At 39.9% G+C, this 17,525-nt stretch carries 17 protein-coding genes and 1 riboswitch; of the genes, 2 read left to right on the plus strand and 15 right to left on the minus strand.

What is annotated here, in order from left to right:
* Window positions 1–102 precede the first annotated feature (102 nt).
* From ypeB to ABC374_RS15395, 14 genes are all read right to left on the minus strand, one after another.
* The gene (gene ypeB, locus ABC374_RS15330; protein WP_413018740.1) at window positions 103–1,458 is read right to left on the minus strand and encodes a germination protein YpeB; all 1,356 of its coding nucleotides are present in this window, start codon (window positions 1,456–1,458) and stop codon (window positions 103–105) included.
* A 14-nt stretch (window positions 1,459–1,472) separates the two neighbouring features.
* Window positions 1,473–2,312, minus strand: a complete 840-nt coding sequence (gene sleB, locus ABC374_RS15335) for a spore cortex-lytic enzyme (protein ID WP_413018742.1) — start codon at window positions 2,310–2,312, stop codon at window positions 1,473–1,475.
* A gap of 126 nt (window positions 2,313–2,438) precedes the next feature.
* The gene (gene prsW, locus ABC374_RS15340) at window positions 2,439–3,125 is read right to left on the minus strand and encodes a glutamic-type intramembrane protease PrsW (protein WP_350299380.1); all 687 of its coding nucleotides are present in this window, start codon (window positions 3,123–3,125) and stop codon (window positions 2,439–2,441) included.
* A 97-nt stretch (window positions 3,126–3,222) separates the two neighbouring features.
* Complete coding sequence (locus ABC374_RS15345; protein ID WP_413018745.1) at window positions 3,223–4,188, minus strand: asparaginase; 966 nt, start codon at window positions 4,186–4,188, stop codon at window positions 3,223–3,225.
* Window positions 4,189–4,215: 27 nt separating this feature from the next.
* Window positions 4,216–5,184 carry a YpdA family putative bacillithiol disulfide reductase gene (locus ABC374_RS15350; RefSeq protein ID WP_350299382.1) on the minus strand — a complete coding sequence of 323 codons (969 nt, stop codon included), beginning with the start codon at window positions 5,182–5,184 and terminating at the stop codon, window positions 4,216–4,218.
* Between the two features lie 152 nt (window positions 5,185–5,336).
* Complete coding sequence (locus ABC374_RS15355; RefSeq protein ID WP_048681753.1) at window positions 5,337–6,614, minus strand: Glu/Leu/Phe/Val family dehydrogenase; 1,278 nt, start codon at window positions 6,612–6,614, stop codon at window positions 5,337–5,339.
* Between the two features lie 269 nt (window positions 6,615–6,883).
* The gene (locus ABC374_RS15360; RefSeq protein ID WP_101222440.1) at window positions 6,884–7,459 is read right to left on the minus strand and encodes a genetic competence negative regulator; all 576 of its coding nucleotides are present in this window, start codon (window positions 7,457–7,459) and stop codon (window positions 6,884–6,886) included.
* A gap of 67 nt (window positions 7,460–7,526) precedes the next feature.
* Entirely contained in the window at window positions 7,527–8,420 is an 894-nt protein-coding gene (locus ABC374_RS15365) for a MerR family transcriptional regulator (RefSeq protein ID WP_350299383.1), read from the minus strand.
* Between the two features lie 98 nt (window positions 8,421–8,518).
* Window positions 8,519–9,334 (minus strand): metallophosphoesterase, encoded by an 816-nt coding sequence (locus ABC374_RS15370; RefSeq protein ID WP_350299384.1) that lies wholly within the window; start codon window positions 9,332–9,334, stop codon window positions 8,519–8,521.
* A gap of 95 nt (window positions 9,335–9,429) precedes the next feature.
* Complete coding sequence (locus ABC374_RS15375; protein WP_350299385.1) at window positions 9,430–9,888, minus strand: YpbF family protein; 459 nt, start codon at window positions 9,886–9,888, stop codon at window positions 9,430–9,432.
* 143 nt (window positions 9,889–10,031) lie between these two features.
* Entirely contained in the window at window positions 10,032–10,820 is a 789-nt protein-coding gene (locus ABC374_RS15380; RefSeq protein WP_413018749.1) for a LysM peptidoglycan-binding domain-containing protein, read from the minus strand.
* Window positions 10,798–11,424: a CPBP family glutamic-type intramembrane protease gene (locus ABC374_RS15385; protein ID WP_413018751.1), complete on the minus strand. Its 627-nt coding sequence runs from the start codon at window positions 11,422–11,424 to the stop codon at window positions 10,798–10,800. Before ABC374_RS15385 ends, ABC374_RS15380 begins: the two co-directional genes overlap by 23 nt.
* A complete protein-coding gene (locus ABC374_RS15390) occupies window positions 11,414–12,919 on the minus strand; it encodes a RecQ family ATP-dependent DNA helicase (protein ID WP_413018753.1) in 1,506 nt (501 codons plus the stop codon). Before ABC374_RS15390 ends, ABC374_RS15385 begins: the two co-directional genes overlap by 11 nt.
* Before the next feature lie 2 nt (window positions 12,920–12,921).
* Entirely contained in the window at window positions 12,922–13,983 is a 1,062-nt protein-coding gene (locus ABC374_RS15395; RefSeq protein WP_413018755.1) for a YpbB family protein, read from the minus strand.
* Window positions 13,984–14,273: 290 nt separating this feature from the next.
* On the opposite strand from ABC374_RS15395, the gene ABC374_RS15400 reads away from it, so the two are divergent.
* Window positions 14,274–14,522, plus strand: coding sequence for a ferredoxin (locus ABC374_RS15400; protein WP_034308087.1), 249 nt, complete (start codon window positions 14,274–14,276; stop codon window positions 14,520–14,522).
* Window positions 14,523–14,648: 126 nt separating this feature from the next.
* On the opposite strand, the gene ABC374_RS15405 is transcribed toward ABC374_RS15400, so the two are convergent.
* A complete protein-coding gene (locus tag ABC374_RS15405; RefSeq protein ID WP_101222448.1) occupies window positions 14,649–15,230 on the minus strand; it encodes an ECF transporter S component in 582 nt (193 codons plus the stop codon).
* A 165-nt stretch (window positions 15,231–15,395) separates the two neighbouring features.
* Window positions 15,396–15,532, minus strand: a riboswitch (FMN riboswitch).
* Between the two features lie 340 nt (window positions 15,533–15,872).
* On the opposite strand from ABC374_RS15405, the gene serA reads away from it, so the two are divergent.
* Complete coding sequence (gene serA, locus ABC374_RS15410; RefSeq protein ID WP_413018757.1) at window positions 15,873–17,447, plus strand: phosphoglycerate dehydrogenase; 1,575 nt, start codon at window positions 15,873–15,875, stop codon at window positions 17,445–17,447.
* Window positions 17,448–17,525: the final 78 nt, after the last annotated feature.

A 17,525-nucleotide genomic window follows, 5' to 3' on the forward strand; every position in this document is an offset into this window, starting at 1 on the left:
ATTATCCAATAATCATTTACGTTATTATGTCATGAAATAAGAAAAAGGGAAAGTGACTAAGCACATTTCCCTACAACTAATGATTCACGATAACAGTTAACATTAAATTAAATTCTCGTATATCGGTTCGGAATTCTTTAATTTTTCCACCTTTTCTTCTTGACCGGTATCTGCATTAATGAAAATACGGTAGGTATCATCTTTAATCGTACCGAGAAATTCATAACATAGAACTTCTTCACCAATATCATTGGTGATTAACGCCTTTCCTTCTTCCATTATTTTTACATTACTGTTGATTTTGTCCTTAGCTTCTTTCTCGGATATGTTCGGATTCGCTAATTCCCTGGTTTTATGTGATTTTAAATACTCGTCCGCTGAAAATCCTATAATGGAACCATCATCCAATGCGACTTTGACCTTGACTGAATCCGGATAAATCTTGACGCCATTTTCTGATGTCACGAAATTCAATAATGCGATATTATCGTACTGAGCACTTTCAAATAATTCAAGTGAACTGAAATCATGTTCCTTTAAAAATTCTTCGGCTTTTGTATAGGCTTGATTCAAATCAATATTTGTTTTGTTCACGTCCCTATTATTGATATACCAAATAGGGTAACCGCCTTTTTTTGTCAAATCCATATTCAATTCGGTATCGGAATCTTTATCGAGAATGCTCACACTATAAAATCCAAAATCGGAACCTTTTCCGTTTTCCTCCACATTCACCTGCATATTTCCGCTTTTTGAGTGTGCATAGTTTTTTGCTGTCGCAATGGCTTCTTTTTTTGTTATGGTTTCACCTTGCAAATTTTTAAAGTTTTCATCCCTCTGTTGTGCAGATGTAAAAGTCGGATTCATCTCATTCGTTTCGCCGTACCCAGATACTTTTTTCTCCACCGTCTTTAATCCGTCGATGATCGTGTTATCCGAATTTTCTTTCCCTGATGCAAGAGCCATTTCGACATCCATCCATCTTAAATTGTTTTTCAGGACTAGATACTGCACTTTTCTTAACTCGCCCTGGATGTCCCCAGCCTGTGTGTACAAGGATTGTAGAGTCGCATATTCCTTATCATTCAATGGTTCTTTTTCAAGGTCACGTACCGCTGTTTTATAACTGAAGTCTGCAATTTTCGATAAAAATTCCTCTGTCTTATTAAAAGGAAGCAAGGTCAATGGCAACTGCCCGACATCACTTTGGGCTTCGGAAGTGATACGCCAAACATCCGTTAAAGCCGGACTTAATGAATAACGTGAATTCATGGCCAAAGTACTGCCGACCTTATCATGCAATAAATCCACTTGATAGCTTAAATCATGAAAGGCTCGCTGATACGTATTTTCCGCGTTGATTAATACAGCATTTTTTTCCTTATGTTCTTGATAGCCCCAGAATGCAGTTCCCGCAACAACTACAACAAGCAGGGCAATCACTATATTCCTGATCATTTTCCTTCACCTCTTTACTTACAAAAGATATGTTTTCCGATTCTTTTAATTTGTTCCCTTGACCAGATCCATTTGCTTGTTGCCGTATCAGGGTTAAAATAATATTCTGCATTACCGCTTGGATCCCATCCATTGATAGCATCCACCACGGCTTCTTTCGCCCTTTCGTTCGGTGTCAGCCAAATCTGTCCATCCGCAACAGCCGTAAAGGCCCCAGGTTCAAAAATCACTCCTGAAATGGTATTAGGAAAAGCAGCACTTTCCACTCTATTCAGTATTACTGCCGCAACGGCAACCTGACCTGTATATGGCTCCCCTCGTGCTTCTCCATAAACGGCATTGGCCATCAGCTGTATATCGTTTTGAGAATATCCTCCTGGAAGATTGGCTGATGTCGTTGTTTTGGAAGGAGCTTTTCCGGAAGCGGCCCCTCCAGACGTAGTGCCTTTTCCTTTCGCTTTTACCTGTTTTTCAATGGGGACTCCCCCATAATAGGTGAACTCGTTCCCTTTATTGATCTGTTCGTGAACAAATTCTTTATTGAAATTAGAGGCATTCGTCAACTTCTGTTTTGTTGTAGTCCCTGCCAAACCATCTATTGGAAGCCCGAAATCTTGTTGAAAATTTCGAAGTGCCCAATAAGTGCCCCATCCATAGGCTCCATCAATCTTTCCATTATAGTAACCGATGTTTTGTAGGCGTGCCTGCAGTTCAATTACATCGTCTCCAACCGCACCTTTTTGAATGATTTGGCTCGAAAAGGCATTTGTTCTTGTTTCCGGGTAAATTCCGAAACAAATAGTAATACACGAAAACAGCAAAAGCCATTTCCATTTTGACGAAATTCCTTTCATCAAAAACACTCCTCTTTTTCTTGAATTAATGTAATTCTATTTTCTTCTTTACTGGCTTTTTTATTCCAAACATCAAAAAAACGGAGCGGGCAAAATATGCCAGCACTCCGTTTTTGATAGTATTCTTCATTTACTAAGGTATTGATTTTGAGAAAGTTTTTCTGCATGAAAGTCAGACAACAAACGTGCTTTTTTTACTTTTTTCATGCCTAGCCACCATAAATAAATCATGAATGGCATGATAAAGTACACCCAAAATTTTTGGGAAACTAAAATATAATCGTAAACCCCATGTAACGAAATTGGTATGATCAATGCCAATGATAAATAGACCCTATTATTCGATGCTGAAAATTTAGCCTTGCCCAAATAATATCCCATGATCACACCGAACAAAGCGTGACTGGATACAGGGAGAACGGCCCTGAGAAAAGCATGTTCCACCCCGTTGGCCAACAAGTACAAAATATTCTCCATTGTTGCGAATCCAAGGGAGACTGCAGCTCCGTAAACTATCCCATCATACGGCTCATCGAATGCTACATGCTGATAAATGACATAAATGAGTATGAACCACTTGAAGAATTCCTCAAGCAGTGCAGCCCATAAAAAAGCATTTGCTAAATCGGTATTCAAGATATGTTCCGTTTCGAGCACATACTGTATGAACATAATCGGCAATACAAGAAAGACACCGAATAAAAATGTTTTGACCACAACCGATATCGGTTCGGTTTCATATTGATCTTTCAAATAGAAATAGCTCAGTAGCGCCAATCCTGGCGCAATGGCCGCTGACAACATGACCAGCATTAGCTGACCCTCTTTTCATCTTCGTTTCCTTAATCGTACCATGGAATGAAGAAAAACTGAATCCAAGAATCAAGTCTTCCAAATTTTATTTAATCCTTCAGTACTTAAAGAAGGTCTCATCTATAGTGTTTTCGCTTGCCAGCATGACAGCTAACTTAATCCGGGCCTTCTTGCTGTCATAGTCAGCGCCTAATATCACACCGCGTTGTTTTAGATCAAATGCGCTGCCTTCATAATCATAAGCTGGGTAAACTTTTCCTTCTTCCGAACTTGTAGTCATGATGATCGTTATGCCTTTATCGATTGCAGCCTGTATGGAAGTCACCATTACAGGGGTAACCTGTCCCCTTCCTACACCCTCGAGCACGATGCCTTTCGCACCTTTTGTAACCGCAGCATCAATAAAGAGGCCATCAGAGCCTGTATGGCACTTGATGATATCCACCCTTGGAATGCGATCCCGAATATCATAACACTCCCTATGTAATGGTTTTTGATAGATGCTGACGACATCATTATCAATTATCCCCAAATATCCATAGCCAAAAGATACGAAACCCTGCAAATTGGAAGCATGAACTTTTTTGACATACTTGGCTGAATAGATCCGCTCATTAAAAACGACTACTACGCCGACGTCCCTTATAAGATCACTCGCAGCGCATAATATCGAATTCCTTAGATTGGAATACACATCGGTGCCCACCTCTTGAGGAGAACGTTGTGAGCCGGTTATTACGATCGGACGTTGATCCTTAGTCGTGACATCAAGGAAATAAGCCGTTTCCTCAAGTGTATCCGTACCGTGGGTCACGACGATTCCCGTAACATCAGGATCCTCCAATTCCTTTTGAATGGCTGATTTAAGCTGCTGCATTTTCTCGAAGGACATGGACATGCTTGAAATCTGGAAAAGATCAACCACTTTAACCTCGATATCGTTGGGCAATTCGCAAAGTGATGCCAACTCATGGCCAGTCAATGCACCAGAGGCCAACATACCATTTGCAGTTGCTTTACTGGCAATAGTCCCACCAGTCGTTATTAATGATATTTTTTCCATACGGTCCCAGCTCCTTATTTATATAATTCACTTTTCTTTAACAGCCAAGTGATAAGCAATCAATCCACCATGGAACCTGCCGTTCTCGATGAAGATTTCGTTCGCATTATTTCCGGCCGCCAGAACTCCTGCAATATAAAGACCTTTAACGTTCGTCTCCATCGTTTCTTCGTTATATGCGGGCCTTCCAGTTTCCTTATCAATAGTAATGCCCATTGAAGCTAAAAATGAGTGGTCAGGATGGTATCCAGTCATAGCAAATACAAAATCATTTTTAATGACTTTTTCCTCATCACCTACATGATAGATGACGCTGTCTTCCGTTATACTGTCAACATTCGCATTAAACTCCATCTTGATCGTTCCATTGCGGACCAATGATTCGAATTCGGGAAGGATCCAAGGTTTGATACTTGAAGAGTAATCCGATCCTCTATAAAGGACTGAAACCCTTGCTCCTGATTTGACCAATTCCAGAGCTGCATCCACACTTGAGTTTTTGCCACCGATGACGGCTACATCACAATTAAAGTAGGGGTGGCCCTCCTTGAAGTAATGAAACACTTTAGGAAGCTGTTCACCCGGTATGCACATATAGTTCGGATGATCATAGTATCCGGTCGATACGATGACATGCAGAGCTGTATAGTCACTCTTCGATGTCTTGACTAAAAACTTCCCATCTTCACGCTTTTCCACTTTTTCCACTTTTTCGAATTTATTAACCCGCAATTCTTTCCTTCTGACTACCTCCCTATAATAGGCTAGCGCCTGGTTGCGGACCGGTTTACGGTTTTCGATTATAAAAGCGATATCACCAATCTCCAGTTTTTCACTCGAACTGAAAAATGTTTGATGTGTCGGATAACGGTATATGGAATCTACCACATTGCCTTTTTCAATGATCAGGGACTGTATTCCCACTTCTTTAAGAGCGATTGCAGCAGCCAATCCACAAGGGCCCCCACCTATGATAATGACTTCTTCAACATTCATCTTTATTCCACTGCCTTTCCATGCACTATGTAATTCGTTCGTCTAAATAATAAAAACTCCTATCAATACATGATAGGAGTTTTTACAAATCATTTCAATGATAAAGCAATGAACATGATTTTAACTATAAATTAATACATGAATTGAATCTTTTAGATCCAACCACGGAAGCGAGAAGCTTCAGCCATTTTTCTTACGCCAATCATATAGGCAGCAAGGCGCATATCTACACGTCTTGATTGTGCAAGTTCATAAATGTTATTAAAGGATTTCACAAGGATTTTTTCCAGCTTTTCGTCCACTTCTTCTTCAGACCAGTAATATCCTTGGTTATTTTGTACCCATTCGAAGTAAGAAACCGTTACACCACCAGCAGAAGCAAGGACATCAGGAACAAGAAGGATTCCGCGATCCGTCAGGATTTGTGTCGCTTCTATTGTTGTTGGTCCGTTAGCTGCCTCGACAACGATCGAAGCTTTGATATCAGCAGCATTTTCTTCAGTGATTTGGTTTTCAATTGCGGCCGGAACTAGAATATCACATTCCAATTCAAGCAGTTCTTTATTTGAAATTGTGCTTTTAAACAATTTCGTTACGGTTCCGAAACTATCTCTCCGATCGAGAAGATAATCGATATCCAAGCCTTCAGGATCATGAAGAGCACCATATGCATCCGAAATCCCAATAACTTTAGCACCTGCATCATGCATGAATTTAGCTAAGAAACTACCGGCGTTACCAAAACCTTGAATGACGACCCGTGCCCCTTTAATATCGATGCCGCGTTTCTTGGCAGCTTCATTGATACAAATCGTTACACCCTTGGCAGTGGCTGATTCACGACCATGGGAACCACCAAGCACTAGCGGTTTACCCGTAATGAATCCTGGCGAGTTGAATTCATCCATACGGCTGTATTCGTCCATCATCCAAGCCATGATTTGAGAGTTTGTGAACACATCAGGTGCCGGGATATCTTTAGTCGGCCCAACGATTTGGCTAATTGCGCGAACATAGCCCCGGCTCAGCCTTTCAAGCTCACGGAATGACATATTACGAGGATCACATACGATACCGCCTTTACCCCCGCCGTATGGCAAATCAACGATGCCGCATTTCAAACTCATCCAAATGGATAATGCCTTCACTTCACGTTCCGTTACATTAGGGTGAAAACGGATACCACCTTTTGTAGGCCCAACAGCATCGTTATGCTGTGCACGGTAACCCGTGAAAATCTTAACCGAGCCATCATCCATGCGGACTGGTATCTTCACCGTTAATAAGCGCAATGGTTCCTTCAACAGCTCAAAAACTTCTTCCGGGTAACCCAGCTTATCCAAAGCTTTATGTATTACAGTTTGGGTAGACCTCAGTACGTCGTGTTTTTCTTCTTCATTTACATGGCTATTGCCTTTTGCCGATTCCATTAAAGTACCTCCTAGAAAATCTCATCCATATATAAAATCTATAATGTACAAATAGTCCTCTTCATGTGCTAGTATACACCTTCGTTACAGATATGCAAGAGTAAAAATGGGAATTTAAAAGTTAGAAATATTCTAAAAATGAAAACGTTATCATATCAACTGTTTTCATACACTTTAACCGTATATCTTCTTCGGCCGAGAGTTGAGACAAATAAGGCAAACCGCATTGTTTTTTCCTAATGTGGCCGCCTTGTCTCATTCGTTTTACATCAACTGAAGTGTGTGAGCAAAACATGTATCGCTTCATTTTCGATTATACATGTTCCGTATTCATTGATGCGGCAGAGTGTCAATGTAGATGCATGGCCATACTCAGCCGCTAAAGATATGACCGTGTCATAGGTGGTGTCTTTAACATTTTCGATAAGTAAATAGTATCTTCCCTCAAAATGATAAAGAGTACTTTTAAGCAAACCTTGAAAAGATAATCTATGAGATAATTGGACGATATCTTCAAAGTCATTGAAAACATACAGAATATGGGGGAAGTCATCAATTTTCACTTGTAAATCCAAGTACTCCTCTTCATCTGTCAATAATTCCTCTTCGTCCTTTGTCACAATGATTATCAATCCTTGAGCAGGCAAGGAGAAAATTTCAATTGCAATGGAGCCACTCATTTTAAAGCTGAGTTCTTCGCATGCTTCTTCGACCATATCCTGAAATAGCTTGTGGACCTTTAAGGAATTCCCTAAAATATCTTCTTTGGTAATGCCTCTATCAATTAAATCATCAAGGGTCAAAAAAATCTTGATTTTATTATTAGTTAATCGCTCCAGCTTCATAAAAAAATGCCCCCTGGTTACCATCTTCATACATCATATGAAGCCTTGGTCGCAGGGTGCATATCCATTATTTCACCAGCCATTCCTCCCATTTAGATTGCGTGTCCCCCATTAAAACTTCGCTGAAGGCCGTACGGTTTTCTTCGGAAATAAGGCTCAGCGCCGCGCCGCCAAGACCCACCTTCAACTCCGGGAAATCCTTTATTAACGCTTCAACCAGCATGAATGTTCCATCAAGATTCTCTTTCAGTGAACATGACATGAATAGGTATGAGGGCTTTATGATGTTTAAAACGGTGAAAAGGTCCTTATCAGCAATGGATTCACCTAAATAAATGGTTTCATACCCTTTCCGCTTCAAAAAAATGGTGAAGACCAACAGTCCAAATTCATGTTTTTCACCGGGAGCACAAACGGTAAGGGCTTTCGGAAGGAAACCATTAGTCGGAATCGCATGCATGACTGAACTGATCCTGGATTTTAGGATGTTCGACGCAAAGTGTTCATGAGCGGAAGTAATTTCTCCCCTTTCCCACTTATCCCCTATCTGAACCAATATTGAACCGAGTATTTCAACTATGGTTTGTTCGATTGTATACATACTGAATGCTTGGCTTATCAGCATATGGGCTTTATTTTCATTGAAATTTAATAGAGCTTCGATCAATTCATCCGATAACTTAACCGTTTGTTCATCCTTACGGTTCGTTTCAGGAACTCCAATCGCTTTAGTGCCAGTACTTTCGAGAAGTGAAACGGCTTGGCTTATTGTAAAACCTTGCTCTGTTTTATTGATGAGCCACTTAAGGATTTGCAGATGTTTTTCTGTATAAAGCCGGTGCCCTGATTCATTCCTGACAGGCTCGATAAATTTATAGCGCCTTTCCCATGCCCTTAGGGTTCCCGGCTGAATGTCCAGCAGTTTTGAAACTGCCTTTATATTATATTTACCTTCTTGCATGGTTTTACAAGGCCTCCAATAACTGTACGATCATTTGTTGAAATTATAGTGGATTTTTCAAAGTCTGTAAAATCCCGATATGCTCGTCTAAAAGCAGCCTAATAGGTTTTTTCCACCGCTTCGCCTATTTCAGTGTCCGTCCCCCTTTTCAGGGTGAACAGGTGCGTTTCCGGCTTAGCCTCAAGCCTTAAAGGCACTGCGCTTGTCCCATAGCCATTACTCGTCATATATAAGCAATCCCCCTCTTTTTTAATGCTGCCGATCTGATAGGGCCCGAATCCGAATATGCGAATCTGCCCGCCATGGGTGTGACCTGACAGGACAAAACGAATATGGTGTTCCGGAGTCAACTGATTTTTGACCAATGGATTATGGCTCACCAAAATCCGAAAACCTTCATTCCCGCAATCCGACAGTGCAAGGTCAAGCCTATCACGTTCTTCCGATATATCATCAATGCCCAAAAGAGCTATTTTACTGCCATTTTGAGACTCAAAGGAAACAGCTGTATTATCAAGGATTTTCACACCATGTTTCAGAAGAGTCGCATCCAGTTCATGGAAGTCTCCTTCATAATCATTATTTCCCCAAACAAAATAAAGGGGGCCAAGTTCTTTTAGTTTCAATATATTTTTTTCCACACGTTCTAAGGGAACCCCGCTTTCCCTAATGTCACCGCCGATTATCACCAAGTCTGCCTTGTCACGAACTTCCTCAATTAATTTATCCGCAACAATCCGTCGATGAAGATCGGAAATGAAAAAAATCCGAACATCGCCAAAGCCTTCTGGAAAGTCTTTGAAATATAAGTCTTGAAAAATCACCCTATCTTGCATAGCCGTACGCCACATGTAAATGACCGTGGCAAATGACAGCAGAATGATGACTAAAAATAATCCAGATAACCAATACATCTTAGTTAAACCTTCTTTCCATCCTTATCCCAAACGTACTTTCATATAACCATAAAACCAAATTACCCGCAATTAAATATGATTTAACGCGCCCATCATTTATTTTCATGATATAAGTTAATATCATAATTCTTCTTCATCATTTCAAAAACCTTATGGCGATTTTTCCATTCTTCCTCTTTTTCCCATAATTGCTTACTTTTATTAATGATTTCACAGCGTAGCAGTTGAAACTCCTTCTCAGCTTTATCAAGCTTTTTTTTAATTAAAACCATATATCCGTATAGGCCAATTGCTGCCGCCAAAAAAAGGAAATGGCTAAAATGATCGACGAAAACACTAAACATACTGAAAAAGGAATAGGAATAAGGTACAACGATATATAAATAAAGATAAATCATAAAAAGGGCAGCAACAATCATGGTTGCCCATAAGCTTTGCAGGTGCTTCTTTTTAAGTGCCTCGAATTTTTTCTTTCGATCCACGACATTCTGCAGCATTTGTTTTGTTGCTTGATCCGTTTTCTCATCCAATAAAATGATTGTCGATTCCATCGCATTTCCCCCTCTACTCTTTTCAAATCATGATATGAAAGAATAGAGGAAAAAATGATTAAGTACCTGTCACGTTTGGCTTCATACCGGGCCAAGTCAAGCAATTTTAAAAACACCCTGCCTATAAAGACAGAGTGCCATCGTTATTTCTTGATCGGAATTTTCAATACTTGCCCTTTGGAAATTTCATTGCCATTCAGCCCATTCCACTCCTTGATCAGAGCAATCCCTTCCTGGGATTTGTAGTAGTTCATGGAAATGCGAAATAATGTTTCTTGACCTTGAACAGTATGTAAGACAACTTTGTATCCCTCTTTATCCGTTTTCGCGGCTTGAACATTTTCGGCAGATTTTTTCTTATCTGCTGCTTCCTTCTTTGCTTTTTCGTCAGCTATTTGCTGTGCTTTGGCTTTTTCTTCAGCCTCTTGCTCCCCTTTGGCCTTTTCCTCAGCTTCTTGCTTCGCTTTGGCTTTAGCCTCTTGCTCCGCTTTGGCCTTTTCCTCAGCTTCTTGCTCCGCTTTGGCCTTTTCTTCAGCTTCTTGCTTCGCTTTGGCTTTAGCCTCTGCTTCTTCTTTTTCCTTCTCCTCGTCAGCCTTTGCCGACTCTTTTCCCTTTAAATCTTCTGCCGTTGCTGTAGTAGGAATCGATTCTTTATCTTCCTCTTTTAAGACGACTTGGTCATTTTTCGTAACAGGTACAGGCCTATCCTGCAGATATGTATAAAGGGTATAAAATCCAATTGGAAGCAAAATAAAAAATAACGCTAATAATTGTATCATTGGGAACTTAATCTTCGCTTTACTTTTTTTCTTTTTATTCTGGTGGACTTTGCTGCGCTTGGGCAATGATGATTTAGCCTTCTGACGTTCAATTCGCGAACGAAGTTCACCAGCCTGATCATTTTCTTTTTCATTCTTTTGTACCCGGCTCATTCAAGTCACCCCCTTTCTTGCTCAACCCTCTTTGCTTTTTGTTCCTGATTAAAATACCAAGGATAAAGTCAATCAAAAAGTGGGCCGTAATCGTCACGATGATATTATTAGTCATTTCAAATAGAAAACCGATAAAGAAGCTCAAAACCAAAACATTTAAAAATAAAAACCAATTAAAAAGGTAACGATAATGAACGGCTGCAAAAATGAGGCTCGTAAGAAGCAAACCAAAATGTGTTTGCAGCACTCCACGGAATAATAATTCTTCGCATATCGCTACCACTAAAGCTACGACAAAAATCATCGGGTATGACAAATTACTGAAAATGCGTTCGTTAATACCACCATCATCCTGATAGGAAGAGGGTGTCACTTTCATAAGCAATAAGTCTAATAGCACGACAATGACTCCTGCGGGAATTCCAATCAGCAAAATGTTCAGGTCATCATAGATAAATAAGTCGAAAAAGGCAGAACGGTCTTTAAATAAAATAATACCTAAAAAGATGGCTAACGTTAAGAGAATAATTTGTGTAAGAAACAAATTATATAGCAACTGTTTATCTGTAAGTTGTTTAATCATTTCAGCTTGCTTATTTTTCATTGCCATTTTCCTTCTTTAATAAGATATAAGCCAATTCCTTTTTCCACGAGGAAAAGGAATTAACCGGATCCACCTTGACTTCCGGCCATACATCAACCATTTTTTCGGTATCCATCCCACAAATATCACAGCAGATAGGATTCACTTCCCGATGCTCTTCTCCAAAGTAGTCCAGTATTCCTAAACGTCGACATTCCGGTGCATAGATCCAGTGCAGGAATTTATGCAGTTTTTCTTGATTCCTGGATTTCCTCTTTTGACAATACTCTTTCATCTCAGCCACTTGATTCTGGTTATTGCCCGTAATAAACTGGGTAAAAAAACGCAGCTGGACTTCGTTTAACGAAAAGGATTGAGATAGCTGTTCTTTTTCTGAGAGGGTCAAATTCCCCGGCATCTTTTGTGATGCATTAAGGAATGAACATACACCATCGATTTGCGAATCCGAAGGCAACTGTTGCTCCATCAAATGCAGCGGAAGCCCTTCATCCCCTTCGCTATATAATAAGACAGCCACACTTTGCTTCCGATCCCGTCCCGCCCTGCCTATCTCTTGAAGATATGATTCCATCGTCGATGGGATATGAAAATGGATAACATATCTGACATCGGATTTATTCACACCCATTCCAAAAGCACTTGTTGCACATATAATCTTTAACTGGCCGGAAATGAATTGCTGCTGAATGAGCAACCTTTGTTCCTGTTCCATTCCACCGTGATAATAATTGACACTATCGATCCCGTTTTCCTGTAAAAACCCTGTGACATATTCTGCCACCTTTTTAGAGGAAAAATAAATAATCCCGCTTCCGGTAAATTTCCTGACAAGCTCCAGCACACGTGCTAGCTTCTCATCGTAGCTGAACATTCGCTCGACAATAATTGAAATATTTTCCCGATCAACAGAAGAGACCGTTTCATTGACCGGCTCAATATTGAGTTTACCAACGATGTCCCTCCGGACCTCATCGGTTGCAGTTGCTGTCAGGGCAAGAGTCAACGGATTGCTCAATTCACGCCTCACTTCTCCTAAATTCAAATAATCCGGACGGAAATCATACCCCCATTGTGAGATGCAGTGTGCTTCATCTATGACGAACAAGCCTATATCTATGGATTTCAAGGATTTTATCACACCATCCAAGCTTAGCATTTCAGGAGATAAAAAGATAAAACGATAACTATGCAACCGGTCGAAAGCTTTCCTTTTTTGATTTAATGTCAAAAAAGAGTTGAGGGTCAATACACTTTTTTCGCCACTCATCTTCAGTTGATCTGCCTGATCCTGCATTAATGATAATAACGGGGAGACAATTAGGACAGTCTTATTAAAAAGATAAGCCGGCAGCTGGTAACATAATGATTTACCTGATCCGGTCGGTAGCATCGCTAAGGTATGATTGCCGGACATCAATGATTCAACCACTTCCTTTTGTCCAGGACGGAATTCATCAAAACCGAATTTTTCTTTGAGGACTCGTTCTATATTCATCATCACTCACCTATTTTCGCAAGTACAAGTCTTATTTGGAAAAAGCTTATCTGTTTATTATCGACCATCTGCTTGATTGCTTTAAGCTTTTTCGTTCCAAGTTCCTTAATTGCTTCAGCAATTTTCCGCTCATCCTCGATAGTCACATAATCTGAAATCGGAAAACTCTTGTCCGATAAGACAATTTCTACGAGGTGATCTTCGATGGTGTTGACTTTCAATCTGCGGATTTCAGCTATTTCACCCAGACTTTTCCCTTCCTGGATGTATCGTAAAGTAGTCTTTGTAGATTGTGTCAAATGAGGATTCCCACTACTTTTCCAATCATTTGTTAATGTGGACAAGAGAGGGTAATCCTTTCCCGTTTCCATTTCAGCAAGCATTTGATGCAATGAGTCAAGGAAAGTAAAGCGAACATACTCTTCTTCTACGTCTTTCCTTTTTGCAATCTGTTCAAAGGTAAGTCCAATCCTGTTAATCCCGGTTATTTTCAAAATGAAAATGTCTCGTTTCATATCACTTTGACTTTCTAAAAGGGCTATCAATTCATCATATAGGTGTTGGGCAATCAACGCTCGATCCTGACGATTGGCATGTAAAAATTCCTTTACGAAGAATTGGATTTTAGGATTTCTTTGTATCGGATAAAAACGTCTTTCATTGTGGACAATATGGGATATGGTTTGAATGAGTAAGTTTAACCTTCCCCAGAAAACCGGGGTGATATTGTGATACTTCCAACCATTTATATACGCCGGAAAAGGATTATTTTTAAAGTAATCGACTAATATTCCCTCTCCTTGCATACTAATTTCATATGCATCTGGTTTATCTGTTAAATTAATCAAGTCATGCTTAAGTAAATGTTCAATGTTTTGATTTAATTGCTGACGGGTAAATCGAGGTATTGTCCCAAAAATATCCGTTAGCCCGAATAAATGGGCATCCTGGATTGTTTGTGACGATTTCTTCCCCTGCAGCATATGGTATATAGCATAAATGGAGCGTTCGCCTTGAAATTTTTTTATCGCATATAGAATGATGGCCTGTAGATAATTATTCATGGGACTCACATCCTTGTTTCATTTAACCAATAAACCCATTGTAACAAATAACTGCAAAAATCGCCGTTATTATTAATGAATACAAGGGAAATTATGTGACTAAATGACGAATCATGGAAAGAACCAAGTTAATTGTATCGATGTTTTCCGTTGACATTGTGCTACATGATAGTTATTATCAATACAATTTCTATTGAAAAGTTTGGCATTGGGTCTTACAATAAGAAAGAGATAATAATCTGAAATAAAAAGATTATCAGTTGTCAATCAACTTAGGAGGGGTTATATTCATGGCTAAATTTACTATTGTGGATAAAGAAACATGCATAGCTTGTGGGGCTTGCGGAGCAGCGGCACCAGATATATATGATTACGATGACGAAGGGATTGCATTTGTTACCCTTGACGATAACGAGGGAATCGTTGAAATTCCTGATGTACTTATAGATGACATGATGGATGCATTTGAAGGATGCCCAACGGATTCTATTAAAGTTGCTGATGAGGCATTTGACGGAGATGCACTTAAATTCGAATAACGTACAAGCCATTTTCAATCGAAAATGGCTTTTCTTTTGCCATCTCCCCATACCAAAATTAATCAGGCATAAAAAAACAACCGAATACGAATATCGGTTGTTTTTTTATTTCTATCGTCAATGCCATTAAGCATTTTTATATAATGTTTGCTTATTGATCCATGTCTGTAATTTAATGAACAGCAACATGAATACAGATGTGATGAGTACGCCTTTTATCACATTGAAAGGCAAGATTGCCGTCGTAACGAGCTTTCTTGACTCTGGTGCCGACATTGCATCCCATCCCATAAAGAAAGTATAAGCCGGTAAAAAGACATAATAGTTTAAAACACTCATGAATACTGCCATGGAAACTGTCCCCGCAAGTAAAGCGAATGTCATCCCTTTTTTTGAATTGATTTTCTGAAATACATAATAAGTCGGCAAGACAAACAGTATTCCGGCTATAAAGTTAGCGATATGCCCCACAGGTACAGCAGTCAAGGTCCCTGTCATGACTAAATCCAATAGGTTCTTAATGAACTCGACTAGAATTCCAGCCATCGGTCCGAAAATTAATGCCGCCATCAGTGCTGGTATGTCGCTAAAATCAACATTGAGAAAAGGCGGGAATCCCGGAAACGGGAAATTTAAAAGCATCAATAAATAAGAAATGCTTCCCATCATGGCAAGTGTGACCGTTTTTTTCACTTTGTTCTTTTTCATAGGTCTCTCTCCTTCTTTTCCGATCTACCTGAAAAAGAGGTTAGGGTTCCAAAATATGTTGATGCTCAATAAAAAAACCTTTAATTCCAATAGAATTAAAGGGATAAATTAAAGGTTACATCAAACAAACGTTCAGCAAATAACTGTTGAAACGCACTCAGGAACCTCCATCTTCTCCCATCCAGACTATACTGTCGGCTTTGGAATCGCACCAAATCCTGCCTTGTAAGGCTCGCGGGCTTAGAAGAGGAATTTCCTTCATCACCGCCGGTGGGGAATTTCGCCCCGCCCCGAAGATAGATCTATAAAATTTTTTATACTTCCCATTATATCTGAATTACCTGTTTTTTGATAGCACTTTTTTTCTCAGTTGATTCATTCAGGATGAATATCGATCGTCACAGTGAATGGCTTAAAACAAATAGTGGAGGCACAAAATTAAAATTCATAATATTGAAAATTATTTTTTATATTATTCAATCCTTGATGAAGCCATTTATATCGCGACATTAAACAGATGATCAGAAGATAACCATCCTATTAAGCGCTTACATCCAGTTAAGCCAAATTGACATATTCAGCATTTCAATTGTAAAATTAACTGAAATTTAAGATAATTTTTTCCTAGGAAGGTGTTTAGACGTGTATCGGATTTTAGTAGCAGACGCCATTAAACCAGAAGGACTCGGACCGCTATCTGAGGCATCCAATATTCATCTCATTCAAAAGACCGTAGAGGAAGCTGCAAACGAACTTGATCAGATTGATGCAATTCTTGTAAGAAGTGCTACGAAGGTTTCGGAGGATTTAATGAACCGTATGCCGCAGCTAAAAATTATAGCACGCGCTGGTGTCGGTGTTGATAACATAGATATCCCCTCGGCGACAAAACGCGGGATTGTCGTGGTTAATGCACCTGACGGCAACACCATTTCAACAGCGGAACATACATTCGCCATGATGGCTTCATTAATGCGCCACATTCCGCAAGCTTATGCTTCACTGAAGAATGGGGAGTGGAAACGTTCTTCATATACGGGTACTGAACTGCGTGGTAAAACATTAGGAATAGTTGGCTTTGGACGTATCGGAGGGGAAATTGCCAAACGCGCTAAGGTATTCGGCATGGATGTCATTGTCTATGATCCGTTCCTTACTGTCGATCGTGCAAAGAAAATGTCCGTAACGGCCCTGCCGTTAGATGAATTGCTTCCTAAAGCAGACATCATTACTGTTCATACACCACTTACGAATGAAACAAGAGGATTAATCAATAAAGAAAAACTGCTTACCTGTAAAAAAGGGGTTTATGTACTGAACTGCGCCCGGGGCGGTATTCTGGACGAAGATGATTTATATGAAATGTTAGTTCAAGGACATGTTGGAGGGGCTGCACTGGACGTTTTCGTCGAAGAACCTCCACTTGGCCATAAACTGCTTGAATTGGATAGCGTCATTGCTACACCGCATCTGGGTGCTTCCACTAAAGAAGCCCAATTAAATGTTGCCGTACAGGTTGCCCAAGAAGTATTGACCTTTTTCGAAGGAAATCCAGTCTCAAGTTCGATCAACCTTCCAGCCATATCTAAAGAAGTGTTTGAAAAGGTACAGCCATTCTATCAACTTGTTCAGCAAATGGGATCCATTGCTTCTCAGTGCATGAATGAAGGAATTCAGGAAATCTCCGTTACGTATGCAGGTGAATCATTGGATTTCGATACAGCGATTCTTACAAAAAGTCTAATCTCTGGATTTTTCAGATCAAGAGTCGATGCATCAGTCAATGAAGTGAATGCCTTGTTGATCGCAAAAGAGCGTGGCATAACCGTTGGTGAAAAAATCTCTACAGACTCTTTAGGTTACTCGAATTTGATCAGCCTTAAAGTAAAAGGTGACCACCGTGAATTAACAATCAGTGGGACGTATATCGAAAATTACGGTTCTCGAATTGTAAGTTTGAATGGTTTCAAAATCGACTTTCATCCAGAACCGAATTTACTTTATATCCAGCATACCGATAAACCTGGTGTAATCGGTAACGTAGGTAAGGTCCTGGGTGATCACGGAGTGAATATCGCCACCATGCAGGTTGGCCGAAAAGAAGCTGGCGGGGAAGCCATCATGGTTTTGAGCTTCGATTTACCATTGGAAGATAACATGAAACAATTTTTAATGGAAACAGAAGAAATTACGTTTATGGCCCGTATTTCATTATAAGAAAAAAAGTGCCCGTCAGCGCGGGCACTTTTTTCTTAATGCAAGGGGCTTTTGCCAAATAGTCAGGGTGTTGATAAC

Origin of the sequence: Peribacillus phoenicis (assembly GCF_047238085.1) — a bacterium.
Lineage (GTDB): Bacteria > Bacillota > Bacilli > Bacillales > DSM-1321 > Peribacillus.